At 45.2% G+C, this 25,784-nt stretch carries 30 protein-coding genes; all 30 read left to right on the top strand.

Annotated features, from left to right (window positions below; genetic code table 11):
- Window positions 1-11: 11 nt before the first annotated feature.
- The 30 genes from BLV68_RS04500 (at window position 12) to BLV68_RS04340 (ending at window position 25,746) form a co-directional block, all read left to right on the top strand.
- Window positions 12-437, top strand: a complete 426-nt coding sequence (locus tag BLV68_RS04500) for a DUF7768 domain-containing protein (protein ID WP_093751274.1) — start codon at window positions 12-14, stop codon at window positions 435-437.
- Entirely contained in the window at window positions 434-2,989 is a 2,556-nt protein-coding gene (locus tag BLV68_RS04495) for a phage NrS-1 polymerase family protein (protein WP_093751273.1), read from the top strand. The genes BLV68_RS04500 and BLV68_RS04495 overlap by 4 nt, the downstream gene beginning before the upstream one ends.
- A gap of 383 nt (window positions 2,990-3,372) precedes the next feature.
- Complete coding sequence (locus BLV68_RS04490) at window positions 3,373-3,576, top strand: VRR-NUC domain-containing protein (RefSeq protein ID WP_200773641.1); 204 nt, start codon at window positions 3,373-3,375, stop codon at window positions 3,574-3,576.
- A 106-nt stretch (window positions 3,577-3,682) separates the two neighbouring features.
- The gene (locus tag BLV68_RS04485; protein ID WP_093751271.1) at window positions 3,683-4,138 is read left to right on the top strand and encodes a hypothetical protein; all 456 of its coding nucleotides are present in this window, start codon (window positions 3,683-3,685) and stop codon (window positions 4,136-4,138) included.
- Between the two features lie 125 nt (window positions 4,139-4,263).
- A complete protein-coding gene (locus BLV68_RS04480) occupies window positions 4,264-4,494 on the top strand; it encodes a hypothetical protein (protein WP_014256599.1) in 231 nt (76 codons plus the stop codon).
- A gap of 133 nt (window positions 4,495-4,627) precedes the next feature.
- Window positions 4,628-4,987, top strand: coding sequence for an HNH endonuclease (locus BLV68_RS04475; RefSeq protein ID WP_093751270.1), 360 nt, complete (start codon window positions 4,628-4,630; stop codon window positions 4,985-4,987).
- A 120-nt stretch (window positions 4,988-5,107) separates the two neighbouring features.
- A complete protein-coding gene (locus tag BLV68_RS04470) occupies window positions 5,108-5,659 on the top strand; it encodes a P27 family phage terminase small subunit (RefSeq protein WP_093751706.1) in 552 nt (183 codons plus the stop codon).
- 156 nt (window positions 5,660-5,815) lie between these two features.
- Window positions 5,816-7,114, top strand: coding sequence for a site-specific DNA-methyltransferase (locus BLV68_RS04460; RefSeq protein ID WP_093751269.1), 1,299 nt, complete (start codon window positions 5,816-5,818; stop codon window positions 7,112-7,114).
- A 5-nt stretch (window positions 7,115-7,119) separates the two neighbouring features.
- Window positions 7,120-8,373 (top strand): site-specific DNA-methyltransferase, encoded by a 1,254-nt coding sequence (locus BLV68_RS04455; RefSeq protein WP_093751268.1) that lies wholly within the window; start codon window positions 7,120-7,122, stop codon window positions 8,371-8,373.
- A 116-nt stretch (window positions 8,374-8,489) separates the two neighbouring features.
- On the top strand, window positions 8,490-9,182 hold the full coding sequence (locus tag BLV68_RS04450; RefSeq protein WP_093751267.1) for a virulence factor: 693 nt from the start codon (window positions 8,490-8,492) through the stop codon (window positions 9,180-9,182).
- Complete coding sequence (locus BLV68_RS04445) at window positions 9,175-9,510, top strand: DUF6329 domain-containing protein (protein ID WP_093751266.1); 336 nt, start codon at window positions 9,175-9,177, stop codon at window positions 9,508-9,510. Before BLV68_RS04450 ends, BLV68_RS04445 begins: the two co-directional genes overlap by 8 nt.
- Window positions 9,507-9,737: a DUF4314 domain-containing protein gene (locus BLV68_RS04440; protein WP_093751265.1), complete on the top strand. Its 231-nt coding sequence runs from the start codon at window positions 9,507-9,509 to the stop codon at window positions 9,735-9,737. The genes BLV68_RS04445 and BLV68_RS04440 overlap by 4 nt, the downstream gene beginning before the upstream one ends.
- 141 nt (window positions 9,738-9,878) lie before the next feature.
- Window positions 9,879-10,778 (top strand): amidoligase family protein, encoded by a 900-nt coding sequence (locus BLV68_RS04435; RefSeq protein WP_093751264.1) that lies wholly within the window; start codon window positions 9,879-9,881, stop codon window positions 10,776-10,778.
- A 61-nt stretch (window positions 10,779-10,839) separates the two neighbouring features.
- Entirely contained in the window at window positions 10,840-11,307 is a 468-nt protein-coding gene (locus BLV68_RS04430) for a gamma-glutamylcyclotransferase family protein (RefSeq protein WP_093751263.1), read from the top strand.
- A 16-nt stretch (window positions 11,308-11,323) separates the two neighbouring features.
- Window positions 11,324-11,473: a DUF5049 domain-containing protein gene (locus BLV68_RS04425; RefSeq protein WP_093751262.1), complete on the top strand. Its 150-nt coding sequence runs from the start codon at window positions 11,324-11,326 to the stop codon at window positions 11,471-11,473.
- Window positions 11,474-11,527: 54 nt separating this feature from the next.
- Entirely contained in the window at window positions 11,528-13,180 is a 1,653-nt protein-coding gene (locus BLV68_RS04420) for a terminase large subunit (protein ID WP_093751261.1), read from the top strand.
- A complete protein-coding gene (locus BLV68_RS04415) occupies window positions 13,177-14,499 on the top strand; it encodes a phage portal protein (RefSeq protein WP_093751260.1) in 1,323 nt (440 codons plus the stop codon). Before BLV68_RS04420 ends, BLV68_RS04415 begins: the two co-directional genes overlap by 4 nt.
- Window positions 14,438-15,163, top strand: coding sequence for a head maturation protease, ClpP-related (locus BLV68_RS04410; protein WP_093751259.1), 726 nt, complete (start codon window positions 14,438-14,440; stop codon window positions 15,161-15,163). Before BLV68_RS04415 ends, BLV68_RS04410 begins: the two co-directional genes overlap by 62 nt.
- Window positions 15,164-15,176: 13 nt before the next feature.
- Complete coding sequence (locus tag BLV68_RS04405) at window positions 15,177-16,379, top strand: phage major capsid protein (protein WP_093751257.1); 1,203 nt, start codon at window positions 15,177-15,179, stop codon at window positions 16,377-16,379.
- A 21-nt stretch (window positions 16,380-16,400) separates the two neighbouring features.
- Window positions 16,401-16,709 carry a head-tail connector protein gene (locus BLV68_RS04400; RefSeq protein WP_004400079.1) on the top strand — a complete coding sequence of 103 codons (309 nt, stop codon included), beginning with the start codon at window positions 16,401-16,403 and terminating at the stop codon, window positions 16,707-16,709.
- Window positions 16,710-16,711: 2 nt separating this feature from the next.
- Complete coding sequence (locus tag BLV68_RS04395; protein WP_068556365.1) at window positions 16,712-17,047, top strand: head-tail adaptor protein; 336 nt, start codon at window positions 16,712-16,714, stop codon at window positions 17,045-17,047.
- Window positions 17,048-17,063: 16 nt separating this feature from the next.
- Window positions 17,064-17,495 (top strand): HK97 gp10 family phage protein, encoded by a 432-nt coding sequence (locus tag BLV68_RS04390; RefSeq protein WP_093751255.1) that lies wholly within the window; start codon window positions 17,064-17,066, stop codon window positions 17,493-17,495.
- Complete coding sequence (locus tag BLV68_RS04385) at window positions 17,492-17,836, top strand: hypothetical protein (RefSeq protein ID WP_093751253.1); 345 nt, start codon at window positions 17,492-17,494, stop codon at window positions 17,834-17,836. The genes BLV68_RS04390 and BLV68_RS04385 overlap by 4 nt, the downstream gene beginning before the upstream one ends.
- Window positions 17,833-18,441, top strand: coding sequence for a major tail protein (locus BLV68_RS04380; RefSeq protein WP_456154806.1), 609 nt, complete (start codon window positions 17,833-17,835; stop codon window positions 18,439-18,441). The genes BLV68_RS04385 and BLV68_RS04380 overlap by 4 nt, the downstream gene beginning before the upstream one ends.
- Window positions 18,441-18,824 (top strand): hypothetical protein, encoded by a 384-nt coding sequence (locus BLV68_RS04375; RefSeq protein WP_003516030.1) that lies wholly within the window; start codon window positions 18,441-18,443, stop codon window positions 18,822-18,824. The genes BLV68_RS04380 and BLV68_RS04375 overlap by 1 nt, the downstream gene beginning before the upstream one ends.
- A gap of 215 nt (window positions 18,825-19,039) precedes the next feature.
- A complete protein-coding gene (locus tag BLV68_RS04365; RefSeq protein WP_093751249.1) occupies window positions 19,040-21,226 on the top strand; it encodes a phage tail protein in 2,187 nt (728 codons plus the stop codon).
- A gap of 13 nt (window positions 21,227-21,239) precedes the next feature.
- Window positions 21,240-22,013, top strand: a complete 774-nt coding sequence (locus BLV68_RS04360; protein WP_093751247.1) for a distal tail protein Dit — start codon at window positions 21,240-21,242, stop codon at window positions 22,011-22,013.
- Between the two features lie 4 nt (window positions 22,014-22,017).
- A complete protein-coding gene (locus tag BLV68_RS04355; protein ID WP_093751245.1) occupies window positions 22,018-24,540 on the top strand; it encodes a phage tail spike protein in 2,523 nt (840 codons plus the stop codon).
- A gap of 272 nt (window positions 24,541-24,812) precedes the next feature.
- Window positions 24,813-25,082, top strand: a complete 270-nt coding sequence (locus tag BLV68_RS15385) for a hypothetical protein (protein ID WP_023062528.1) — start codon at window positions 24,813-24,815, stop codon at window positions 25,080-25,082.
- Between the two features lie 79 nt (window positions 25,083-25,161).
- Window positions 25,162-25,746 carry a hypothetical protein gene (locus BLV68_RS04340; RefSeq protein WP_093751243.1) on the top strand — a complete coding sequence of 195 codons (585 nt, stop codon included), beginning with the start codon at window positions 25,162-25,164 and terminating at the stop codon, window positions 25,744-25,746.
- The last annotated feature ends 38 nt before the right edge of the window (window positions 25,747-25,784 follow it).

Raw genomic sequence — 25,784 nt, 5'->3', positions numbered from 1 at the left:
GGGGTAATACCATGAGTATCAGCAAGTTTAACGCGGAAGGATATTACGACCCCACACCTTATGAAGCACTGCTTAGGATTGAGCGAGAGGCCAGGAAAGCGCCTTACAGACCGATGGTATTTATCTGCAGCCCATATGCTGGTGATATAGAACGTAATATCCGTAAGGCTCAGGGGTACAGCCGCTTTGCAGTGAGCAGGAATTGCATACCTATTGCTCCGCACCTCTTGTTTCCGCAGTTTATGGACGAAGATGATGAACAAATGCGAAATCTGGGCTTGTACTTTGGCATGGTATTGATGTCAAAGTGCTCAGAAGTGTGGGTATTTGGCAGAAAAATTACTAAAGGGATGTCCATTGAGATTGAAAAGGCAAAGCAACGCAGCATTCCGATTCGGTATTTTAATGAACGATGCGAGGAGGTGCAGTGTAAGTGAGCATCTCATTCCCTAAAGAATTGGCAAACCGGAAGCAATGGATATGCTGGCGTCTGGAACCAAACACAAAGGACGGAAGAGACAGTAAAATCCCTTATAATCCCTTAACTGGTAGAAAAGCCTCAAGCACTAACCCAAACGACTGGTCGACGCTTGACGATGCGATTGCGGCAAAAGAACAATACCTCTATACCGGATTAGGTTTTGTATTCGCAAAAAGCGGAGGTTTAGTAGGGATAGACATAGATCACTGCCGCGACAAAAACACTGGGGAATTAAGCGATACCGCCAAGGATATCCTTGAGCGGTTTCCGTCCTATACGGAAATCAGCCCTTCAGGAACTGGGCTTCATATTTTCTATAAAGGGGAGATGCCTGCTAAGGGCAATAAAAACACTAAAACCGGCGTTGAAATGTATGCCCACAGCAGATACTTCACAATGACTGGCGAGCGACTGCCAGGGACCCCTGATTACATTACTGAAGATAACGGGGCACTGGCCTGGATACATGAGAATTATATCAAAAGTAAAAAGCGGGGAGGAAAAAGCAAGAAAGACAGTAAGGTGGTTAAGCTAGAGCCGCTTACAGATGAAGAAATTCTGGAGAAAGCCCGTACAGCCGAAAACCATAAGGAATTTGATCTGCTATGGGAAGGAAAATGGCAGGAAGCAGGGTATCCGAGCCAGTCCGAAGCCGACCTTGCTCTTTGCTGTATGCTGGCTTTTTGGTCAGGCAAAAACAAAGAGCAGATGGACAGGCTGTTTAGAAATTCCGGGTTATTCCGGGAAAAGTGGGATACGGTACATCATGCAAGTGGAGCAACATATGGGCAGGAGACACTGGATAAGGCCATTGAAGTTACAGAGAACGTATACAGCCGCGAAAGCGAGTCAGTTATCTTTGAACATGAGGGCAGGTATTACCGCACCAGAGGCGAAAGTGTGTATCCTATAACAAACTTTATCATTCAGCCGGTGGAGATGATTGTATCAGAAGATGAAACGCAAATGACTGCTGATCTTATTACAATACGTGATGAAATATACCGCCAGACATTTATGACTACCGACTTCAATAACATCCAAAAGTTTAAAAATATCTTGAACCGCCGGACAATATCCTTAGGTTATTTTGGCTCAGAAGGAGATTTGGAACTGCTGAAAGGTTATATATCTGAAATGGAGTGGGTAAGGAAAACAGGGGTCAAGGCTCTTGGAATTTATGAGCATGGCGGGCGGATGGTCTATGTTTCAACGGATGGTGCCATTGAAGCCGGAGGCAGCATTGTTGAAGATATCGTGCAGCTTGATAAGTATAAAAGCATAACAACCGATATCCTAACCTTTGAGCCATTGACAAAGAAACAGCTTATTATGCTTGGTGAATGGCTCCTCAGCTATAACGAGCCCATAAAAACGGTATCAGTAATGGCCTGGGTGGCCGGATGCTTCATTAAACCGCATCTTAAAAAATCAGGCATCAAGTTTCCTCATTTATTGCTTGTCGGAGAACAAGGCAGCGGAAAAAGTAATACATTGGAGCGGGTTATTCTGCCGGTATTTTCGTGCAGCAAAATCCGCGCGGCTACGCAGGTTACTGCATTTACACTGATGAAGGAATCTGCATCATCGAATCTGATACCGCAGTTGATGGATGAGTTCAAGCCTTCAAAGATAGATAAGTTAAGGCTAAATGCCTTATACAACCATCTTCGAGATGCATATGACGGCCATGAAGGTGTCCGCGGTAGGGCGGATCAAAGTGCTGTTACTTATGAACTGTTGGCACCTATTATTGTAGCTGGTGAGGAATCGCCGGATGAAGCGGCCATCAGAGAACGGAGCATAGAATTGCTATTCAGCAAGAAGGACTTAAAACCAGCCAGCCATAGACAAGCATTTTATAAGCTGTGTGCAAAAGCGGATCTGCTTGGCAGCTTCGGTCGGAGCCTGCTGGATATAGCACTCAGAGTATCGGTTGCTGAGGCAGAGAAGTGGTATGAGGAAGCAAAGTCAGAGATATCTGATGAGTTTCCATCTCGTATCGTCAATAATCTCGCCTGTTGCTATGCCGGATTGAGCCTAGTAAACAAACTGTGTGAATTCCTTAATGTAACGTGGGCTGAAGTATTTCCCATTAACAAAGGGGCATGTATTCGATATCTTCAAAACGGTGTGCAGGAGTACTTGCTGGATGGCGGCAGCAATAACAAGACCATTGTAGAACAGACGCTGGAAATCATGGCCCGGATGAAACTGGCTCCGAATCAAGACTACACTTTTGATAAAGATGGCAAGGTTATCGGGATTCGTTTCTGTGATGTATATGACCGCTATACCAAGTACAGACGCGATTATGCAATCACTGGTGAATGTCTTCCATATAACCAGTTTTTGAAGCAATTGAGGCAAAGTGACTTTTTTATAGAGAGCAATAAAACGATGCGTTTCGGGAATGAAACAAAAAAAGCGTGGGCTCTTGATTTCTCAATACTGAAAGAGCGATGCGATGTGAGCGGCTTTGAAATCACAGATATTGAGCCTCTTTAGTATTGAAAAAGGTAACAAGGTAACAAAAAGGTAACGCCAGAAACGCTGATGAATAGCCACTTGTTACCGATGTTACCTTTGTTACCTCAACTTTATATATACGCGCGAAAGTACCATTGCTTTTTTAAGACTAAAAAATATAAAAATAAAAATATTTGTGTATACACCTACCCCAAAAAGAGGTAACAAGGTAACAAAATCCTGAAAAGCGCTTGGGAAGCTGATTTATGAGATGCCTTTTTTGGACGTTACGAGGTTATAAAAGGGAAAAAGGTAACATTTTTGGAGGATGAGCGGTTATGTCTGAAAGAAGTATTGTGACTAAAGTACTGCGGTACTTAAAGACAGTACCGGGGTGTTTCTGTTGGAAGGAACATGGTGGTATGTACGGGACAGCGGGGATACCAGACATTATTGCCTGTGTAAATGGACGGTTTATAGCTTTTGAAATAAAAACCCCATCGGGAAAGACAACAAAACTGCAGGAAGCAACTATAAGGAAAATCCTCAATGCAGGAGGAGTGGCAGCGATTGTTCATTCGGTAGATGAGGTGAAGGTTATTCTGGAAAAGCATGGCCTTCTATAAAGAACGAAGACATAACGAACAAGGAAACAAAGCACTGCAAAGCAACGCAAAAAAGCACACTGCTTCAAAGATCAAGGTTTTTATCTTGATTTTTTGGAGGTGCGATATGCTGATTGCATGGCAGTATTTAGATAAAAAAGCAGCTGCTGTTGAAGCTTTGAAAGATTACAGCAGCATGCAGTACATTATTGAACACAGTGATGAGGATATATATGAAGTTGAAACCCGTATGTCAAGCCCTCACAGTGCAAAGATTACCGGAGTTCCGGGCAAACACAATCCCAAAAGTGGCGAAGAACGCCTTGCTGCTTGCCTTGACGAGATTGATGTATTGAAAGAACGTTACAGACGGGCATTGGAATATATGGAATGGTTCAAGCCTGCTTGGGACGCCCTGTCGGAGGAAGAACAGTTTATACTGACAGAATTTTTTGTTAATGATGTGAGCAAGACAGAAGCTGTAGCAAACATCGGAGAGAAGCTGTTTCTTGAAAGAGCACAGGTGTACCGCAGGAAAGACAAGGCGCTTAATCATTTGGCATTGCTTTTATATGGGAAGTAGAAATGAGATATTTATGAGATGAAAAACACAGATATCCCATATATAATGATATCGTGAAAAAATAACATTAAAACGCATAAGCCCTTCGGGGCTTTTTTTATGCCATAAAACAGGAGTGAGGAAAGATGTACGATAATTGTTTTGGCAGTAACGGAAGGAATGGCTGCAATATCCTGACTGTACACAAGTGTCAGCAAGATAAATGTTCCTTCTATAAAAGCACCCAGGAGTTAGAGGAAGATAGAAAAAAGGCTTATCTTTTGCTTGCAGCTTTACCACCCGATATGCAGAGATATATTTCAGATAAGTATTATAACGGTAAGATGCCATGGGCAAAAAGTAAATGTTCTGTTTAGTATTCCAGATGAGATTTTTATGAGATGAAATTCAGTAAAAAACCAAATATAATGGTATTGTGAAAAGTTATGGATAAGCCTTCATGGGATGAACCTGTGAGGGCTTTTTTATACGCGTAAAGGAGGTGGCCAGATGCCAAGAAAACCAAAAAGGCCTTGCTCCTTTCCTGGCTGTCCTGAACTGACGGACGGAAGGTACTGTGACATGCATCAAAGGCAAATGGATGCTTATTACAACAAATACGAACGAGATCCCCAAACAAGAAAACGCTATGACCGGAGATGGAAACGCATCAGGGACAGATATATCTCAGAGCATTCGCTTTGCGAGGAGTGCCAAAAGTACGGAAGGCTTACACCAGCCGAAGAGGTACATCATATTATCCCTTTATCCAAAGGCGGAACCAATGCAGACAATAACCTTATGAGCCTGTGCAAACAATGTCACTCATCGATCACTGCTCGCGAAGGAGAACGATGGGCAAGACGGTAGGGGGGTCAAAATCTCTGGTGAAGCAGTTTTGTGCAACGGGCGGGGGGTCACGCGCGAAAAATCGCAGTTTCAAACGGGGTATATCCCCTGTTTATTTTTACAGGAATCGAGGTGATGTGTATGGCAAAGGACGGTACCAACCGCGGCGGGGCACGTATCGGTGCAGGACAGAAGAAAAAGCCTCTGGCGGATAAGATTTTGGAAGGAAACCCCGGCAGACGAAAGCTCATGGTAATGGAGTTTACGGATGTTGCGGAACTGGAAGGAGAGAGCATGCCGCCACCGAGGGATTGTCTTGCTGCAAAGCAGAAGAACGGAAAAACAACACTGGCGGTGGAAATATACGAAAAAACATGGCAGTGGCTTAAGGAACGCAGGTGTGTTCACCTTATCCCTGCGCAGCTTATAGAGCAATATGCCCAGAGTGTGGCGCGGTGGATCCAGTGCGAGGAATGTATCACTGAATTTGGCTTTCTTGCTAAGCATCCGACAACTGGCAATGCCATCCCGTCACCTTATGTGGCTATGAGTCAAAGCTTTATGAAACAGGCCAATAACCTGTGGTATCAAATTTATCAAGTCGTGCGGGAAAACTGTGCTACCGAATACAAGGGGGCTACTCCTCACGATGATGTTATGGAAAAACTACTGACAGCCAGGAGGGGTGGCTGATGCATAAAACAAATTCAATCTTTCTTAGGGAACTAAGAAAATATAAAGACCATTTAACGAAGCAGCAGTTTAAGACTCTGCGGGGACAAGTAATAAACGGAGATTGTGAGGGCGCAAAAAAGGGTCTTAAGAAAATATTGAACAGGAGAATGCAGTATGAACATACAAAAAATATCTGTTGAAAAACTTAATCCAGCAGCATACAACCCGCGCAAGGATTTAAAACCTGGCGATAAGGAATATGAAAAGCTAAAACGGTCAATAGAGGAATTTGGCTATGTGGAGCCTGTTATCTGGAACCAAAAAACAGGTAATGTGGTAGGCGGGCATCAACGCTTAAAGGTTTTGCTGGACTTGGGACAGACTGAGATAGACTGCGTTGTAGTGGATCTTGACCCGCAGAGAGAAAAAGCGCTTAATCTTGCTCTTAATAAGATTCAGGGAGAGTGGGACGAGAATAAACTGGCTGAACTGATGGCTGAGTTGGACGCAGGTGCATTTGATGTTTCGCTTACAGGGTTTGACGCTTCTGAAATAGACGAACTGCTTAACCGATGGTACTCCAAAGAGGCGATACAAGACAGCTTTGACATAGATAAAGCGCATGAGGAAATTGTGCAGCGCGAGCCTGTAACGAAGCGGGGCGATATCTGGCTTCTCGGGAATCATCGCTTGATGTGCGGCGACTCTACTAAGGATGAGGATTTTGAGAAGTTGATGGAAGGGTGTCACGCACAGATGGCAGTGACTTCCCCTCCATATGGGGTAGGCAAAGAATATGAAAAGGCCGGGATTGAACCATGGTTCGAGACAGTACGCCCAGTGATTAGAAACCTGTGCAGGTATGCAGATATTGTCTGCTGGAACTTAGGTGATCTCTATGCCACCGGCTCTCAGTTTATTGAACCAACCAGTGTTTACAGTGTGAACATGTTTTTGGAAAACGGTTACCGCCCTATCTGGATCCGCATTTGGAAGAAGCAAGGGCAAAATTTCGGCGTAGGACCCTATAATCTTGTTTCAAACAAGCCGGTTCAGCAGTATGAGTATATTTCAGCCTTCAGCAATAAAGGAGAAGTTGAGGAATATAACGATCAGGAATATGTATGGCTTTCAGCCTTTGCGGGACACAGTTATAAATTTGTGAAACGGCTTACAAAGGAAGAACGCAAGAAATGGGGTTATGCTGGGATATGGGAGATGACCACTGTACGGGCAAACAAGGAGCATCCTGCAATGTTCCCTGTGGAGCTTCCATGGCGGTGCATCAAAATGCACAGCGACAAAGGCGGTATTGTGCTTGAACCGTTCTCTGGTAGCGGAACTACTATAATTGCGGCTGAACAGACCGAGCGTAAATGCTACGCAATGGAGTTATCCCCTGTTTACTGTGATTTAGCTGTTAAGCGCTGGGAGGAATTCACCGGTGAAAAAGCCATCAAACTGGAGGGTTAAGATTTATGGATATACTGAAAATACCAACAGAAAAACTAAAACCTTCGAAATATAATCCGCGGAAAGATTTAAAGCCTGGTGACCCTGAATATGAAAAATTACGTCGGTCTATTGAAGAGTTTGGATATGTAGAGCCGGTTATATGGAATAAACGCACCGGGAATATTGTCGGCGGACATCAGCGTTATAAAGTACTTACAGCTTTGGGGTATAAGGAGATCGACTGTGTTGTACTTGATTTGGATGAACAGCGGGAAAAGGCACTCAATGTCGCGCTGAATAAAATCAGTGGTGAGTTTGATATTCCGCTTTTGACCGATCTGCTTATGGATTTAAATGAAGATGGTTTTGACGTTTCTCTTACCGGGTTTGATGCTGCGGAAATTGATGAGTTGTTCCGTGATAAAACAGCCGCTAATGTCAAAGAGGATAATTTCGATACAGAAAAGGCAATTGCAGAGATTAAAACTCCGGTTACCAAAAAGGGCGACATATGGGTACTTGGCAGCCACCGTCTGATGTGCGGTGATAGCACCATGCTTTCAGATGTGCAAAAGCTGATGAACGGACAAAAGGCGAGATTTGTTTTCACCGACCCACCCTGGAATGTTGATTACGGTTCAGATACCAGGCATCCAAGCTGGAAGCCAAGACAAATTCTAAATGACAATATGAGCACCGAAGAATTCGGTGCTTTTTTATTGCGCGCTTTTAAATGCATGAAAGAGGTTTCTGAAGCCGGATGCATGACCTATGTGGTAATGAGTGCTCAGGAATGGGGCAGTTTGATGAACGTCATGCGGGAGGCAGGGTATCACTGGTCGAGCACAATTATATGGAAAAAAGACAGCTTGGTACTATCAAGAAAGGACTATCATACCCAGTACGAGCCGATCTGGTATGGTTGGCTTGATGGAACACGCCTTTGCCCGCTTAAAGACCGTAAACAGTCAGATGTTTGGGAGATACCCCGTCCTAAAGTATCGGAGGAGCACCCTACCATGAAGCCGGTATCGCTTGTAGCAAAGGCAATGCTCAATAGTTCCCATATTGGAGATTTAACTCTTGACCTGTTCGGTGGTTCTGGTACGACAATGATTGCGGCACAGCAGACCGGGCGGGTTTGTTTTATGATGGAGCTTGACTCGAAATACTGCGATGTGATTGTAAAGCGCTATGTTTCACAATTTGGCACAGATTCAGTATTCTTGGTAACAGGTAGTGAAAAAATACCTTACGCGGAAACACAGATTGATTAAAAATGTCCTTGCTTTCCCCTCAAAACAGAGCGTTAATGTACCCCACCAAAAAGGAAAGGTGGGATTTTTTATGGGAATCAAAAATGTTTTAGCTTATTTGAGGGGAGGTGTATGGCATGAGCAATAACAGCTTTCGCTTTTCACAGAAGATTGTCGGTCAGGAGAGAAAAGCCATTGCCTCGGTCATAGCTGAAGCCCTTGAAGGCCAGGTGCGCTATGCCGGAGCACCGGAGTTTTTGTATGAGATTAAAGACGAAAAATCTGCTGGCAGTTGGACGATTGACAGGGACAGTGTGGTTCACTCACCGAAAATCAGTCTCAATGAAATAAAAACCATCCGTTCAGTTATTGACACGTTGAATGTGGAGGGCTTTTCAGCAGAGGGGACCATGACAATTACTCTTTCGTTGGAGGGCTTTAGCGCGATTAGCCTTGAAAACCTAAATAATATGCTGGCCAGCAAAGAGACATTGATAAAGAAGGCGATGTTGATTGAGGGGGAACTTGTAGTCTTAGCTGAAAATGATGAGATTTCCTTCCCTTTCTGGAACGCGACTTTAAATGCTGATGAAGTGCAGACCTATATAACGCTGGCAAAGCAGATGGCAGAACAGGCAAAATTACAGAAGCGAGTACTGCGCAACGAAAAACCAGCAGATAATGAAAAATATGCTTTTCGCTGTTTCCTGCTTAGGTTGGGATTTATAGGTGATAACTTCAAAACTGAACGCAAGGTGCTGCTTTCAAGGCTGTCCGGCAACGGGGCGTACCGGAAAGGCAGAGCAAAGGCGGTGGACGAAAATGAATGATTTTCATAGCACCGCCTTCTTTGTCAAGCATCCGTTTAGGATTGAGGAGCTAAAAGTGCCGCATCGGTGTGAGACGAGGAAACGATTTGCAGTTGTAAAAACCATCGAGCTTTCAAAGATTGACTATGACAACTTCGTTGCCGACCTATGCGTTGACCGCACATTTATTGAGGAAAACAAAGGGTTTTGTCACGTTAATGAGGATGGAGTGTGGCTTTGCTTGCTGGTTAAGCAGCGGGGACAGTCTGATGGAGTGTTGGTAATGCCGGATGGTAGAGATTATCCAAAGTATGCCGCATATTATCCTGGAGAGGAGGACGAGCTATGAGTGTAAGAGGCTTTCCTTCAAAAGAAACAGTCCTTCGCCTTAAAGAGCAGTATCCGCCGGGAACACGCGTTGAGCTTATCTGCATGGATGATCCGTACTCTAAGCTGAAACCAGGAGACCAAGGTACAGTCTCTTTTGTAGATGATATCGGAACCATTCACATCAACTGGGACAGCGGTTCTTCTCTGGGTGCAGCTTATGGTGTAGATATGATCAGAAAGCTGTAAATGTACACAAATTAAGATGCGAAAAATCTTCCAAAATCCAGCGAAAACTCATGCAGAATTGCCTTGCTATCCTGTGTTTTCAATGGCCTAATGTACACTGCCAAAGGGCAAAAAACACAGAGAAAGCGAGGAGAAAGCGCAATGCTTACAACGAGATTTGGAATCGAGGTAGAATTGACGGGGATTACAAGAAAACAGGCGGCAAAAACTGCAGCAGCTTTTCTTGGAGGAAGGATTGAATCCAGTGGAGATTATTACGATACCCAAAAGGTTATAGCACCGGATGGACGGATATGGAAATTCATGAGCGACGGGAGCATCCGGACTCAGAAAAAGGAAAGCTGCCGGATTGTAGCGGCAGGCCGGGAATATAGTGTCGAGTTGGTAAGTCCGATACTGACATACCGCGAAGATATTGAAACCCTGCAGGAGTTGATAAGGAGGCTTCGCAAGGCTGGAGGTTTTGCAAACACAAGCTGTGGAATTCATATCCATATAGACGGGGCAAACCACACGCCGCGAAGCATTCGTAATTTTATCAACATTATCGCCAGTAAGAATGACCTTTTCTATAAGGCATTGCAGATTGCACCGGACAGGATGCGGTTTTGCAAAAAGATGGATGCAGCACTGGTTGAGAAGATGAACCGGCGTAAGCCCAAAACCATGGCGGCGATTGAAAGTATATGGTACGAAGGTTACAGCGAAAGCCGAAGCACCCATTACCACAATAGCAGGTACCATTTTTTGAACCTGCACAGCTTTTTTAACGGCAACGGGACTATTGAGCTTCGAGGCTTTAACAGCGAACTTCATGCGGGGAAAATCAGAAGCTACATAGTGCTTGCCCTTGCGCTAAACCATCAAGCATTAACCCAAAAATGTGCTTCCAGCAAGAAACCGCAGGTTGAAAACGAGAAATTTGCCATGCGGACATACCTCAACCGCATAGGGCTTATTGGTGATGAGTTCAAAAACTGCCGGGAGCATCTTTGCAAACACCTTGATGGTAACGCAGCATGGCGGTTTCGGGCAGCATAGATAGACAATCGCAGGGGTGGATCTCCGCCTCTGCCTTGGTAAATACAAGGAGGATGATACGATGAGCAAAGAAAAAGGAACCATATATTTAGCATACGGAAGCAATCTGAACTTAAGGCAGATGGCATACCGCTGCCCAACGGCAAAAGTGCTGGGGAGTGCAAAACTCACAGGATACCGGCTGTTATTCAGAGGAGGGAATGGCGGCGCAGTAGCGACAATAGAAAAACAAAAAGGTGAAAGTGTACCGGTACTGCTTTGGAGAATCATGCCTAATGATGAGAAGGCGCTGGACAGATATGAAGGTTATCCGCATCTATACCGGAAAGAAACGGTTAAGGTACGTTTCAAAGGGCAGTGGGTACCCGCAATGGTGTATATCATGAATGAAGGTAGACCTTTGGGAGCACCGGGTCGTTACTATTACGAGGTGATTCGGCAGGGCTATTTAGATGCGGGTTTTGATATTTCATTTCTCAATAAAGCGGTAAGAGATTCAATTTCAGCGGCAGAGAAGTCAGAGGTGTAGGACATGGGTACAGATTATGGCCATACGGGACAGCGGTGCCTGTAATATGTTTGACTTGCCAAGAGTACAGGAAGAGGCATATAAAATGGGGTTTTATGAATTAGTAGTATTTCTTAATGGACACAAGAAAGAATATGCCGAGTTTATCCTAACAGGCAAACGATAACGGTTATAACGTAACAAGTTTCATAGAAATCCACTTTAGAGAGGAACTTCATCCATGAGGTTCCTTTTTTCTTGCTCAATTTTAGGAAAGGAGGCGGCAAAGCTGCGGAAGTTAAAACGATATAAACCAACCAAGTTTATGGCGGAAGGTTCTCGATATGACAAGGAAGCGGCGGATGCCGCTGTTACTTTTATAAACTGCCTGAAGCATACCAAGGGTGAATGGTATGGAATGCCTTTTGAATTAATTGACTGGCAGGAACAGATTGTCCGGGATATATTCGGAATCTTGAAACCTAACGGATACCGGCAGTTTAACACTGCCTATATAGAAATTCCAAAAAAGCAGGGTAAGAGCGAACTTGCAGCGGCAATTGCCTTATACCTTACCTGCGGTGATTTCGAGCATGGCGGCGAGGTTTACGGATGTGCATCTGACCGTCAGCAGGCATCCATTGTTTTCGATGTTGCAGTAGATATGGTGGAACAGTGTCCGGCATTAAAGTCTCGAATTAAACCAATGCTGTCGCAGAAGCGGCTGGTATATAAACCGTTAGGCAGTTTTTATCAGGTGCTTTCAGCGGAGGCATATACGAAACATGGGCTAAACGTCCATGGTGTGGTATTTGACGAACTTCATGCCCAGCCAAACAGGGATCTTTATGATGTAATGCTTCACGGATCTGGCGATGCAAGAAAACAGCCGCTGTTTTTCCTGATTACAACTGCTGGCACAGACCGCAATTCCATCTGCTGGGAAGTGCATCAAAAGGCTGAGGATATTCTTCAAGGACGTAAGATAGATCCGACTTTCTACCCGGTTATCTACAGCGCATCCGATACCGACGACTGGACAAGTGAAAAGGTATGGAGAAAGGTTAATCCGTCACTAGGCATTACAGTTGACATCGAAAAACTGAGGGTGGCTTGTGAAAATGCCAAGCAAAACCCCGCAGAGGAAAATTTATTCCGTCAGCTCCGCTTAAATCAGTGGGTGAAACAATCGGTGCGCTGGATGCCAATGGATAAATGGGATAAGTGTGCATTTCCTGTTGATGCGGAAAAATTGCGCGGCAGAACCTGTTACGGTGGACTTGACCTGTCATCTACTACCGATATTACAGCCTTTGTACTGGTGTTTCTGCCGCTTGATGAATCGGACAAATATCAGATCCTGCCTTTTTTCTGGATACCGGAGGAGAACATCGACCAGCGTGTGCGGAGAGATCATGTACCGTATGATGTCTGGGAGAGGCAGGGCTTTTTATATACCACCGAGGGTAACGTGGTGCATTACGGTTTTATCGAGACATTTATTGAGGAACTCGGTATGAAATATAACATTAAGGAAATAGCCTTTGACCGCTGGGGCGCAATTCAGATGACGCAAAACCTCGAGGCTTTGGGGTTTACGGTTGTTCCATTCGGTCAGGGTTTCAAGGATATGTCGCCGCCTACAAAAGAGTTGATGAAGCTGACATTGGAAGAACGCATCGCCCATGGTGGTAATCCAGTACTGCGGTGGATGATGGACAATATCTATGTCAAAACCGATCCCGCCGGAAACATTAAGCCGGATAAAGAAAAATCCACCGAGAGAATAGATGGTGCGGTAGCGTTAATTATGGCGCTTGACCGCGCGTTAAGGCATGACGGGGATGAACGCAACGGATCAATTTATGATGAAAGGGGGCTGTTGATTATATGAGTGTATTTTCCCGTTTGTTCAAAGCAAGGGATAAGCCGAAAAACAGCCTGTTCGGTAATGCATATAGTTTTTTCTTCGGCGGCACATCCAGCGGAAAGACTGTAAATGAGCGGACTGCTATGCAGACAACTGCAGTGTATGCCTGTGTAAGGATACTTGCAGAAGCCATCGCCGGGCTTCCGCTTCATGTGTACCGCTATAAAGAAGACGGTGGCAAAGAAAAAGCGTTGACCCACCCGCTCTATTATTTGCTCCATGACGAACCAAACCCTGAGATGACTTCATTCGTGTTCCGAGAAACACTGATGAGTCATCTTCTTTTATGGGGAAATGCTTACGCTCAAATTATTAGGGACGGTTCCGGACGAGTGCTGGCGCTTTATCCACTTTTGCCAAACAAAATGACGGTAGACAGGGCTCCAAACGGAGAACTGTTTTACACTTATCGGCGCGACAGCGATGAGAGTAGGGTTAATCCAAAAGCAGGCCTTATATACCTACGAAGTGATGAGGTTCTTCACATCCCGGGACTCGGTTTTGACGGACTGATCGGATACTCCCCTATTGCTATGGCCAAGAACGCCATAGGCATAGCTATTGCCTGTGAGGAGTATGGTGCATCCTTTTTTGCCAACGGAGCAAATCCGGGTGGCGTTCTGGAACATCCTGGCGTATTAAAGGATCCGGCAAAGGTGCGAGAAAGCTGGAACGCTGTTTATCAAGGAAGTGCCAATGCTCATCGCATTGCAGTTCTGGAAGAGGGAATGAAGTTTCAACCAATCGGCATTCCACCCGAACAGGCACAGTTTTTAGAGACAAGAAAGTTTCAGATAAATGAAATTGCTCGGATATTCCGAGTACCTCCCCATATGGTTGGAGATCTTGAAAAGTCAAGCTTTTCAAACATCGAACAGCAATCTCTGGAATTTGTTAAATACACGCTTGACCCGTGGGTGGTGCGCTGGGAACAGGCTCTCCAAAAAGCGCTGCTTTTACCGTCAGAGAAGCGGATATACATTGTCAAATTCAATGTAGATGGCCTTCTGCGCGGTGATTATGCAAGCCGCATGAACGGCTATGCTGTAGCTCGCCAGAACGGCTGGATGAGCGCAAACGATATCCGCGAACTTGAGGATATGAACCGGATACCAGCAGAGTTGGGTGGCGACCTATATCTTGTCAACGGTAATATGACTAAGCTTGCTGATGCAGGTGCATTTGCAGGTAAAACCAATGCTGAAACGGAGGGATCAAAAGATGAGCAAATCACAAAACCCAAAACCGGTTCGCCGCTTTTGGAACTGGATACAAAACGATGATGGCAGCCGGACATTATATATTGACGGGCCAATAGCCGAAGAAAGCTGGCTGGGAGACGAAGTAACTCCCAAGCAGTTCAAATCAGAGCTGTTGTCCGGAGAGGGTGATATAACGATCTGGATCAACAGCCCTGGCGGAGATATATTTGCAGCTAATCAAATTTACAACATGCTTATGGATTACAAAGGCAAAGTGACGGTAAAGATTGACGGTATTGCAGCCAGCGCCGCTTCGGTCATAGCTATGGCCGGAGGTGACGTCTTTATGTCACCAGTCAGCATGATGATGATTCACAACCCTATGACAATAGCCATCGGTGATACAGAAGAAATGGAGAAAGCTATCACAATGCTGGAAGAAATAAAGGAATCCATCATCAACGCTTATGAGCTGAAAACCGGACTTTCCAGGGCAAAAATATCGCACCTAATGGATGCAGAAAGCTGGTTTAACGCAAGAAAAGCGGTGGAACTTGGCTTTGCCGATGGAATCTTGTTTATGGAGGATGAATCATTCCCATCCGAATTTGAAGTATCAGGAGGAATGATCTTCAGCAGGCAGGCAGTAACAAATTCCATCCTGCAAAAGCTTAAACCAAAAGAAAAACCAAAAGGAACACCAATTGAGTCGCTTGAAAAGCGGCTTTTTTTATTAAAACCTTAAGGAGGATTTGATTATGAGCAAAATACTGGAACTGCGTGAAAAACGCGCTAAAGTTTGGGAAGCTGCTAAAGCTTTCCTCGACAGCAAACGCGGGAACGACGGACTGCTTTCACCGGAGGATACCGCGACTTATGAAAAAATGGAAGCCGACGTTATTGCGCTGGGCAAAGAAATAGAGCGTCTTGAGCGTCAGGCTGCCATAGATTTGGAACTGTCAAAACCGTTGAATATTCCTATTACAGACAAACCCACTTCCATATCTGGCAACAATGAAAAAACCGGACGTGCCAGCGATGAGTACAGGCAGTCTTTCTGGAACATGATGCGCGGCAGGCGCAAATATGACATACACAACGCGCTGCAGATTGGAGAGGACACCGAAGGTGGATATCTTGTTCCCGACGACTTTGAGCGTACTCTTGTGGAAGCACTGGAGGAGGAGAATATCTTTAGGCAGATTGCCAATGTTATTACCACGTCCAGCGGTGACAAGAAAATTCCTGTGGTGGCAAGCAAGGGTACTGCATCCTGGGTGGATGAGGAAGGCCAGATTCCCGAAAGCGATGACTCCTTTGCACAGGTATCCATCGGCGCATATAAGCTGGCTACTATGATCAAGGTGTCAGAGGAATTGTTAAACGATAGTGTATTCAACCTTGAACAGTATATAGCCAAAGAATTCGCCCGCCGAATCGGAGCAAAAGAGGAGGAAGCATTTTTTATCGGTGACGGATCTGGCAAGCCAACCGGTATTCTGGCAGATAACGGCGGTGGCGAGATAGGAGTAACTGCGGCGAGCGCAACAGTCATTACCCTTGACGAGATCATGGACTTGTTCTACAGCCTAAAGTCTCCGTACCGCAGGAACGCTGTATTCATTATGAATGATTCGACAATTAAAGCTATAAGGAAGCTCAAAGACAACAACGGTCAGTATCTCTGGCAGCCTTCTGTAACTGCTGGAACACCGGATACTATCCTCAATCGTCCAGTTAAAACTTCTGCATTTATGCCAGCCATTGCCGCCGGAGCAAAAACGATTGTATTCGGCGATTTTTCTTATTACTGGGTGGCAGACCGTCAGGGCAGGGTTTTTAAGCGGCTTAATGAGTTGTATGCTGCGACCGGACAAGTTGGATTCATGGCAACCCAGCGTGTAGATGGCAAGCTGGTACTGTCTGAAGCAGTCAAGATACTGCAGCAGAAATCAGCTTAATGAAAACGGAGGTGCTGCGGCATGGAACTTTTGGAGAAGGTTAAAGCAAACCTCATATTGCAGCACAGCGAAGATGACGCACTTTTACAAGAGTATATCAAAGCCGCAGTGGCCTATGCGGAAAGTTACCAGAAAAAGCCGGAAGGATATTATGCCGAAAACCCCATGCCGCCTACTACTGAGCAGGCTGTCATTATGCTGTCGAGCCATTTTTATGAAAGCAGGGATGGCTCGACGGCTGGCTTTTTTGGGGATAGTGTGCAGGCTGGACAGCAGGTATGGAATACAGTTAATCTATTGCTGCGGCTCGACCGGGATTGGAAGGTGTAAATATGGGCTTTGGGAAAATGAATACTTTCGTGGACATTATCTCAGTCAAGCCGGTTAAGGATAGTGAGGGTTTTGCTGAAAAAGGTGATGTTATTCTTGCTTCGGTAAGGGCATACAAGGAAGATAGGCATGGCAGTGAAAAATGGGCAAACAGGGCGGCGTTTTCGCAGGCGTCTGCCCTGTTTCGCTTCCGTAAGATACCTAACCTGGAAGTTACCACAGATCTTGTACTCGTTTGCAGCGATGGCAGGTACAACATTATCAGTGTTGAGGACGTAAAAGGACGTGGAATGTATATTGAGGTGCTTGCGGAAAAGGTGAAATCAAGCAAAGCATAAAAGGAGGGGCTGCAACGTGGCTAAGGTGGAAGTTAAAATGCCGGAAGAGTTCTTGCTCAAGTTATCCAGACTTGGAGAAGGAACAGATGAAATCATACCTAAGGTGCTGGAAGCAGGCGGGGAAGTGGTTCTTTCAAAAGTGAAGTCCAATCTTCAGTCAGTTATCGGGAGCGGCACTAAATATCCGTCCAGAGCAACCGGTGAATTGGTAAATGCTTTGGGGCTCTCTCCTGCCAAACAGGACAGGAATGGAAACCACAACATAAAAATCGGCTTTACTGAACCAAGGAAAGATGGGGAAAGCAATGCGAAGATCGCTAATATTATCGAATACGGCAAGTCCGGGCAGCCTCCAAGGCCCTTTTTGAAACCGGCAAAATCAGCTACAAGGAAGTCCTGCATCGAAGCAATGAAGTCAAGACTGGAACAGGAGCTGGGTCGTATATGAGCATATTGTCAGAATTAAACTCGTTATTGGATGGTTTGGGTATCCCCATTGAAACCGGGGTATTTAGCGGTGTACCGCCAGATGAGTTCCTTGTCATTACTCCTATGACAGATACATTTGAAGTTTTTGCAGACAACCGGCCTCAGGTAGAAACCCAGGAGGTAAGGTTGTCTTTATTTATAAAGGGAAACTACACTGCCCGTAAAAACGAAATAGTGAACACATTGCTTCAAGCAGGCTTTACCATTACCGACAGGCGGTATATAGGCCATGAGGACGATACCGGCTATCACCACTATGCCATTGATGTGGCAAAAGAATATGAAGTAAAGGAGGAATGAAAAACATGGCCACAATCGGACTGGACAGGTTATATTACGCCAAAATAACCGAGAATGAAAACGGAGAAGAGACCTATGACACGCCTGTTCCGCTGGCTAAGGCGATTACGGCGGAACTTTCTGTGGAGCTGGCAGAGGCGACACTTTATGCCGATGACGGGGCGGCAGAAGTGGTCAAGGAATTTCAAAGCGGTACCCTGACTCTAGGTGTTGCAGATATCGGATTAGACGCTGCTGAGGTTTTGACGGGAGCCACCCTTGATGACAATAAGGTGCTGATTTCCACCAGCGAGGATGGAGGCGCGCCTGTGGCAATTGGCTTTAGAGCCAAGAAAGCTAACGGCAAGTACAGGTATTTTTGGCTTTACAGGGTGAAATTCGGCATCCCGGCAACAAATCTGCAAACGAAAGGCGACAGCATTACCTTTTCGACACCCACCATTGAAGGGACAGTCATGAGACGTAACAAACCAGATGGCCAGGGAAAGCACCCTTGGAAGGCGGAGGTCAGCGAAGACGATCCCGGTGTATCGCCTGAAACTATTACCGGCTGGTATACGGAAGTTTATGAGCCGGTATTTGCTGTGGGAGGAGGCAGCGAATAATGCAGGATAATGACAGAAGCGCAATTATCAAAATCGGCGATGAAGAATATCAGCTTATACTAACCACTAAAGCGACAAAGGAGATTGCAAAAAGATACGGCGGTCTTGAAAACCTCGGCACGAAACTGATGAAAACCGAGAACTTCGAGATGGCTCTTGACGAAGTGGTATGGCTGATTACACTACTGGCTAACCAGAGCATTTTGATACACAACCTCAAAAATCAAGATAAGCGTGAACTCCTTACCGAAGAGACAGTGGAACTTCTCACATCTCCCTTGGAACTGGCAGCATATAAAGACGCTATCATGGAAGCAATGTTCAAGGGAACCAAAAGAAACGTTGAAAGTGAGGATGACTTAAAAAACACACCGGCCGAGTGAGCGATGAGGAATTGTTCACTCGGCTTTTATATTACGGCACTGTCCAGCTCAACCGTTCAGAGGATGAAGTATGGCTAATGCCTATTGGGTACCTGCTTGATTTATGGGAGTGCCATAAGCAGTTTTTAGGGCTGGCGAAACCAAAGCGTATGCTTACCATTGATGATGTGATACCTTATGGAATTTAAAAATTTTGCAGGAAAGGAGGCGGTTATGTGGCAGACAATTTTGGCTTGAAGATCGGGATTGAAGGCGAAAAGGAATTTAAAAACGCCATTCGTGAGATCAACCAAAGTTTTAAGGTACTGGGTAGCGAAATGAACCTGGTCGCATCTCAGTTCGACAAGCAGGATAAGTCAGTTGAAGCTGTTACTGCAAGAAACAAGGTGCTTAACAAAGAGATCGAATTGCAGAAAGAAAAAATAGCTACTTTGGAGAAAGCGCTTGCCAATGCCGCCTCATCTTTCGGAGAAACCGACAGACGTACTCAGTCGTGGCAAATACAGCTTAATAATGCAAAAGCCGAACTGAACAAAATGGAGCGCGAGCTCGAACAGTCTGCTGAAAGTGCAGACGAGCTTGGGGACGAATTGAAGGAAAGTGGAGACAATGCCGAAAAATCCAGCTCGAAATTTGAGAAGCTGGGCAGCGTTCTTAAAGGTGTTGGCGCGGCTATGGGTGCTGCAGCGGCCGCAGCGGGCGCGGCTGCCATCAAGCTGGGAAAAGAGGTCGTGGAGCAGTTTGGTGAGCTTGAGCAGAACCTTGGCGGTTCTGAAGCTGTGTTTGGCGAGTATGCTGCACGTATCCAAAAAACGGGAGAAGAAGCCTACAAGAATCTGGGCTTGTCCCAATCCGAGTACCTTGCCACCGCCAACAAAATGGGCGCACTGTTTCAGGGTGCTGGTGTCGATCAGCAAAAAAGTCTGGAACTTACCGAGAAGGCCATGCAGCGAGCGGCGGACATGGCTTCGGTTATGGGCATTGACATGCAGACTGCTATGGAATCCATCGCTGGCGCAGCCAAGGGTAACTTCACCATGATGGATAATCTGGGTGTCGCCATGAACGCCACTACCATCGAAGCTTATGCTCTTGCAAAAGGGCTGGATTTTGCCTGGAATAGCGCAACCAATGCCGAAAAGGCCGAGATCGCCATGCAGATGTTTTTTGAAAAAACCGAACAGTATGCTGGCAACTTCGCAAGAGAGTCTACCCAGACCATCAGCGGTTCCATTGGTCTTTTACAAGCCTCTCTAAGTTCGTTTATAGCAGGACTTGGCAATGCGAACGCTGATATGACGAACCTAACACAAAATCTTGTGGATGCCTTTCAGGCTGTAGTTAAAAATATCGTGCCGGTTTTGGAAAATATAGTGGCTGCTCTGCCGGAGGCAACCGGTGCGATTATCTCAGCAGTCAAAGATCTGCTTCCCGTGCTGTTGCAAACTGTAACTGAATTGTTCTCTCAGGTGCTTCAAACTCTCTTGAGCCTGCTGCCGGAGCTGATTCCAGCAGCAGTAGATGCGGTCATGACCATTGTCGGAGCACTCATTGATAACCTGCCTTTACTCATTGATGCAGCGGTGCAGCTAATCACAGCGTTGGTAATGGGGCTTGGAGAAGCATTACCGGAGCTAATTCCAGCAGCGGTTCAAGCAGTGATCACCATTGTGCAAGGGCTGCTGGATAATATGGACAAAATCCTTGAAGCTGCTTTTACATTGATTCAGGGACTGGCGCAGGGACTTTTAAATGCATTGCCAGAACTAATTGAAGCACTGCCGAGGATAATTACAACAATCATTGACTTTGTGACGAACAATATGCCGAAGATCATAGAATTGGGAATTACGCTTATCGTACAGCTTGCTGCCGGGCTTGTGAAAGCCATTCCAGAACTAGTAAAGTCTTTACCTCAGATTGTTGCGGCTATTATAGAAGGTTTGGGCAAGGCGGTTGTTTCAGTGGTTGAGATTGGTAAGAACATTGTAAAAGGCATCTGGGAAGGTATTAAAAGCCTTGGTAGCTGGATTAAGGATAAGGTTTCCGGTTTCTTTTCCGGTATTGTTGATGGAGTAAAGAATTTTCTTGGAATCAGATCTCCGTCCACTGTTTTTGAAGGTATTGGCGGCAATATGGCACTGGGTATTGGTGAGGGATTTGACAAGGCTATGGCCAGAGTGGCAGACGATATGCAAAATGCAGTGCCGACAGATTTTAATATATCTCCTGATATTAATGTAAGTGGAAGAGGTGAATTTAGCGGTTTAGCTTCTGGGCCGCTTGTTGTGGTGCAGCAGATGATTGTTCGTGGTGAAGAAGACATACGTAGGATATCACAGGAGTTATACAACCTGATGCAGACAGGTTCAAGGGCGCAGGGACGTTTTATAACAGCGTAATGGAGGGAAGCATATGGGATTTATCTACAATGGAATATCGTCGCAAAGTATGAAAATACGAGCAAGACTTACCAAATGGCAGGTCTCCCCTGCCCTGCGCAATTCCTTTGAAACTGTGCCGGGCAAAGCAGGTATTGCAGATTTTGGCTGCGATATATCAGAACGAAACATAATAATTAGCTGTAGTGTGCTTCCCCAGCGCAGTTTTGCCGATCTTGTATCGGTTCTTGATAATGTTGCTGAATGGTTAAATCCGGAAAACGGGCTTAAACAACTTGTTATAGATGATTTGCCCGACCGATATTTCAAGGCTCGCTTATCAGAAGCGGTTGACTGTGAGCGGATATTGCGAACAGCGGGCAGCTTTGAACTTCGGTTTGTTTGTCCCGACCCGTATGTTTACGCGTTGGAAGATGAGATATTTGTTCTTTCTGAAACAGGTCTGCATGAGTTGGAGAGGGTTAAAGGAAATGCGGATTCCAATCCGGTTTATCACTTGAAGGGTTTGATATCAATGTCTTCATCAAGCTATATTTCACTTATTACAAACGGCGAGGAATTGCTAATTGTTGGCTCATTATCTGAAGGTGAAACTCTGATTGTCGACTCCGGCATGGTAACAGCTAAGGTTATTGATGAAACAGGCGGAACCTTGAGAAATGGTCTTCCCAGCCTGCAGGATCTGAATTTTCCAATTCTCAGGAAAGGTGTTAATCATATTGAGATTGCTGCAGAAAACGCGACCTTTACTGAGTTAAAAATACAGGCAAAAAGCAGATGGAGGTGATAACATGGCGATAAAATCAATTCTAACGAGCCAAGAGGATTTTACCGGTGAGTTTCCTGTAACATCAAGGACGTCTGCTTTATGGCGATTTAATGAAAAAACACCAGACGAAAATCTTCAGCTTATGGATTCATCGGGACATGGCAGACATTTTACCATCTCCGGCTGGTCAGGGACATCAGCAAGCCTTATTGCTGGAAGATTCGGAAGATACTTCAGGCAAAATATTGTTAATCCGACTTCTGAAAAGACCCATCTTATAGCAGAAAATGATGGGAGTTTCTTTAGCAATCTGGGTGAAAAGATTGTTGTAGGCGGTTGGATTAATCCTACCACCTATTCGGTCGGCCAGACATATATACCCATATTCAATACCCGCCAAGGACCCGGTCAGCCCATTTTTTATGTTTCACTTTATCAAGGAAGACTTAGGCTTATGTTGTATAACTCCTCCGGCACACTAATCTACGACCAGAGTGAAACGTCTACCATTACCTTGAAAAATGGCGGCTGGTACTTTATCGCATCCATCATTGAAGTAAGCAACAAAAAGGTGCAGAACATCATATGCGATCGCAGCGACGGGGCAAGCTGGGTGTCGCCTGTGCGTTCCTTTTCGGGAGAGTTGAATCGGGAATGTATAGCAGACATTATTATGGGGATGCATGCAAATACCTACTACTATGCCGGAGGCTTCGACGACTGGTTTCTGGAAACGGACTCACAGCTTACAGCTGATGATTTGCTGCTATATTTTAAGTCGTCTTTACATGCAAACGGTGGGGATGCTGCTTCGGATGTAGATGCTTTGGCAGAGCCTGGTGCAGTCACCCTTAAAGCAACAGATGGCGAGTATCCTGCAAGTGGCGTACTTTATACAAGGGCGATTTCATGTGCTTTATCAGGCAGCGGCCGTGTAGCTGTCACAAGCGAATATACTGCAGGTGTTACGTCAGTGGCTTTATTAGAGACCAGTACAAGTGATGATCTTGAAGAATGGTCTGCATGGCAGGCTGTGGGAACCAGCGGTGAACTTCAATCGCCAAATCGGCAATATATAAGGTTCCGTGTTACCCTTACCAGCAGCGATCCGTTGAAGACGCCAAAACTTCTGGAAATACAGCTTCATGATATACCGAAAGCGCCCTATGAGAAATTAGGCTTTGCCCGTCCTGTGATTTTGGACAAAAACGGAGCATGGGAAGCTGTTCTTGAAAATGCTTTTGATGTCATTGTCACTGGTGAGGTGAACGGTGCGGATACGCTGGAATTCAAGCTTCCGTTCCATGATCCAAAAAGAAGCACACTGGAAAATGAAAAACAAGTGCAAATCGTAAATGACATTTACCGGATCCGTACCTTAACGGATAATAAAGGTGAAGATGGGCGTGTTATTACGCAAGTATATGCTGAAGCGGTGTTTTACGATCTGTCTTTCAGTGCGGAAAAAGAACCTAGGGAATTCAATGCAGATACTGCAGATGTTCCGATGCAATATGCACTTTTGGGTACAGGCTGGACAGTAGGTAATGTTACTGTCACTACGAAACGGACATGGCAGTGTGCAGAAAAAAATGCTTTATCCATCCTTCGAGCCGTACAGAATATTTATGGCGGCGATCTGGTGTTTGACAGCGCCAACCGCCAGGTACACCTTTTGACTTTTAGCGGTACCGACAGCGGAGCGCTTTTTTCATATAGAAAGAACCTGAAAAGTATTCAGCGGGTAGTCGATACACGCGAATTAGTGACAAGGCTCTATGCTTATGGAAAGGACGGAATGACCTTCGCTTCAATTAATGGAGGTAAGGAATACGTGGAAGATTACACTTTTTCCAGTGAAGTGAAGGTGTCGACGCTTGATTGTTCGTCGTTTACAAATCCGTATCAGATGCTGGAATATGCAAAAATGCGGCTTGCAGAATATTCGAAGCCTCGCGTTTCTTATGTACTGTCTGCAATGGATTTATCTGCACTGACCGGTTATGAGCACGAAGCATGGAAACTGGGTGATATTGTTACAGTGGACGATAAAGAACTAGGCCTTTTGGTAAAGACACGTGTTGTGCGTAGGCAGTACAACTTGCAGGAGCCTTGGAAAACAGTGATCGAGCTTTCTTCTAAACTGCGGGAACTCGGCGATTCTTCAGCACAGTGGGACAAGGCAGCAGATGCACTGTCCTCAGCAGAGTTGGTAAACCGTCAGGAAATTAAAGATATGGTACCATTCAACCATCTGCGCAATTCCAGGGCGGATGATGGTTTTGCTTACTGGGTCAATTCCGGCTTTGAAGTGGATACTGAGAATGGTGTTTCGGGAACTGCTTCCTTCAAGGCTGTTGGTATACCTGGTATGACAAAGAGTCTGTCACAGACGGTATACCCAGCAACACGTAAAAGTTATACATTTTCAGCGCAGATTGCTTCCGAAAACCTTGAAAAGGGCGAAAACGGCCAAGTTGGTGTTGAGATAGTCATTGAATACGAGGACGGTACAACAGAAACAAGATTTATAGACCTAATTTGAGGGTGATGATATGGCATATTTCAATCAGATTGCACACAGTATTTCTCCCAAAAGTATCAGCAGAGTCAAATCTATCACCATCAGGCTGTGCGTCACTGACTGCACCGGCACAGTGTACTTTACAGACTTATTGCTTCAGGGCGGTTCGGTTTCCACTGGATGGATCGGGCATGTATGCGAAATTCAGTGGACATTGGACGGATAAATAGGAGCAGGAGGTATTAATATGGTATAATTTGTTTGATTTATATCTTTGAAAGGATGTGCCGAAGTTGGATAATAATAAAATTAAACAGTTTCCAATAACATATTCACAACGCCGAAAAAACTCCCTTGGACCATTGCATGTAGAATGTCAAATCTCTGGGAGGTATTTAAAGTTTTACAAAAACTCATCGATGTTACAAGGTGGCGAATTCATTACTCTGGATGTAATGGCGACGCCTACTGAAGATGGGAAAGCATCAAAAAAGATATGTCAAATGATTGTAACGAGAGAAGATTTAATAGAAGCTTTAAATAATATAACTCCTAAAGAATAAGGCATTGTAAAAAATTAATCCAGTTTTGTTATAAGAGATCGCATCAGCGGTCTTTTTTATTTTATCTGGAGTGTTGACGATGGCAAAAAACAGCTTTATCAGGTTCGCAGAAACGTTAATGATTAAGAAAGAAATGCGCGTGGTCAGTATCACAGTTCGTCTGATGATCACAGATTGTACCGGAACTATATATTTCACCGACCTGCAGCTTCAGGATGGAGATCAGTTGACAGGCTATACCGTCCACACGAGCAAAATGCTAACGAAAATGCAGGAAAACGGGCAGCCAGTTCCGCCCCGGTATTATAACGGTGTGGTGCGAACAGCGGAGACTGTAATTTTATTCAACCTGGGTAAAACTTCTGCTGGTCTTGACTGCTATATCTATCCTATACAGGATATGGCCGCAGGAAGTATTGAAATATCCCAAGGTATGGGCGCGCATAAGGTAAGGTTTCTTGACTCGGTTAACGCAGGCGATGAGCTGACACTCAAGGCTTCCACCCGCCAATGCCTAAAAAACGGAAGTCAGACTCCTAAGGATGGGTTTTATCAATATTCTGCGGCATGGGACAGCAAACATACAGTGAAACTGGAAGAGAGAAAATCGGCGCGGTTGCTCTTTGAATTTCAGGAGATGCAGGAAGGCGGTGACCGGTTGTGAGGGATTTCTTAAAAGGCAAACGTTGCATGGTGTGGAGT

The organism is Tepidimicrobium xylanilyticum (genome assembly GCF_900106765.1).
Classification (GTDB): domain Bacteria; phylum Bacillota; class Clostridia; order Tissierellales; family Tepidimicrobiaceae; genus Tepidimicrobium; species Tepidimicrobium xylanilyticum.
This window is presented reverse-complemented; position numbering and strand designations above follow the sequence as displayed.

What these genes read in the sequence shown, in the direction of transcription:
- BLV68_RS04405 (WP_093751257.1), top strand. Translation starts at nt 15,177, where the DNA reads ATGAGCAAAATACTGGAACTGCGTGAAAAACGCGCTAAAGTTTGGGAA.
- BLV68_RS04480 (WP_014256599.1), top strand. Translation starts at nt 4,264, where the DNA reads ATGTACGATAATTGTTTTGGCAGTAACGGAAGGAATGGCTGCAATATC.
- BLV68_RS04385 (WP_093751253.1), top strand. Translation starts at nt 17,492, where the DNA reads ATGAGCATATTGTCAGAATTAAACTCGTTATTGGATGGTTTGGGTATC.
- BLV68_RS04420 (WP_093751261.1), top strand. Translation starts at nt 11,528, where the DNA reads ATGAGGTTCCTTTTTTCTTGCTCAATTTTAGGAAAGGAGGCGGCAAAG.
- BLV68_RS04410 (WP_093751259.1), top strand. Translation starts at nt 14,438, where the DNA reads ATGAGCAAATCACAAAACCCAAAACCGGTTCGCCGCTTTTGGAACTGG.
- BLV68_RS04360 (WP_093751247.1), top strand. Translation starts at nt 21,240, where the DNA reads ATGGGATTTATCTACAATGGAATATCGTCGCAAAGTATGAAAATACGA.
- BLV68_RS04425 (WP_093751262.1), top strand. Translation starts at nt 11,324, where the DNA reads ATGGCCATACGGGACAGCGGTGCCTGTAATATGTTTGACTTGCCAAGA.
- BLV68_RS04430 (WP_093751263.1), top strand. Translation starts at nt 10,840, where the DNA reads ATGAGCAAAGAAAAAGGAACCATATATTTAGCATACGGAAGCAATCTG.
- BLV68_RS04375 (WP_003516030.1), top strand. Translation starts at nt 18,441, where the DNA reads ATGCAGGATAATGACAGAAGCGCAATTATCAAAATCGGCGATGAAGAA.
- BLV68_RS04340 (WP_093751243.1), top strand. Translation starts at nt 25,162, where the DNA reads ATGGCAAAAAACAGCTTTATCAGGTTCGCAGAAACGTTAATGATTAAG.
- BLV68_RS04395 (WP_068556365.1), top strand. Translation starts at nt 16,712, where the DNA reads ATGGGCTTTGGGAAAATGAATACTTTCGTGGACATTATCTCAGTCAAG.
- BLV68_RS04440 (WP_093751265.1), top strand. Translation starts at nt 9,507, where the DNA reads ATGAGTGTAAGAGGCTTTCCTTCAAAAGAAACAGTCCTTCGCCTTAAA.
- BLV68_RS04445 (WP_093751266.1), top strand. Translation starts at nt 9,175, where the DNA reads ATGAATGATTTTCATAGCACCGCCTTCTTTGTCAAGCATCCGTTTAGG.
- BLV68_RS04460 (WP_093751269.1), top strand. Translation starts at nt 5,816, where the DNA reads ATGAACATACAAAAAATATCTGTTGAAAAACTTAATCCAGCAGCATAC.
- BLV68_RS04475 (WP_093751270.1), top strand. Translation starts at nt 4,628, where the DNA reads ATGCCAAGAAAACCAAAAAGGCCTTGCTCCTTTCCTGGCTGTCCTGAA.
- BLV68_RS04500 (WP_093751274.1), top strand. Translation starts at nt 12, where the DNA reads ATGAGTATCAGCAAGTTTAACGCGGAAGGATATTACGACCCCACACCT.
- BLV68_RS04455 (WP_093751268.1), top strand. Translation starts at nt 7,120, where the DNA reads ATGGATATACTGAAAATACCAACAGAAAAACTAAAACCTTCGAAATAT.
- BLV68_RS04415 (WP_093751260.1), top strand. Translation starts at nt 13,177, where the DNA reads ATGAGTGTATTTTCCCGTTTGTTCAAAGCAAGGGATAAGCCGAAAAAC.
- BLV68_RS04380 (WP_456154806.1), top strand. Translation starts at nt 17,833, where the DNA reads ATGAAAAACATGGCCACAATCGGACTGGACAGGTTATATTACGCCAAA.
- BLV68_RS04490 (WP_200773641.1), top strand. Translation starts at nt 3,373, where the DNA reads ATGTACGGGACAGCGGGGATACCAGACATTATTGCCTGTGTAAATGGA.
- BLV68_RS04485 (WP_093751271.1), top strand. Translation starts at nt 3,683, where the DNA reads ATGCTGATTGCATGGCAGTATTTAGATAAAAAAGCAGCTGCTGTTGAA.
- BLV68_RS04400 (WP_004400079.1), top strand. Translation starts at nt 16,401, where the DNA reads ATGGAACTTTTGGAGAAGGTTAAAGCAAACCTCATATTGCAGCACAGC.
- BLV68_RS04450 (WP_093751267.1), top strand. Translation starts at nt 8,490, where the DNA reads ATGAGCAATAACAGCTTTCGCTTTTCACAGAAGATTGTCGGTCAGGAG.
- BLV68_RS04470 (WP_093751706.1), top strand. Translation starts at nt 5,108, where the DNA reads ATGGCAAAGGACGGTACCAACCGCGGCGGGGCACGTATCGGTGCAGGA.
- BLV68_RS04355 (WP_093751245.1), top strand. Translation starts at nt 22,018, where the DNA reads ATGGCGATAAAATCAATTCTAACGAGCCAAGAGGATTTTACCGGTGAG.
- BLV68_RS04435 (WP_093751264.1), top strand. Translation starts at nt 9,879, where the DNA reads ATGCTTACAACGAGATTTGGAATCGAGGTAGAATTGACGGGGATTACA.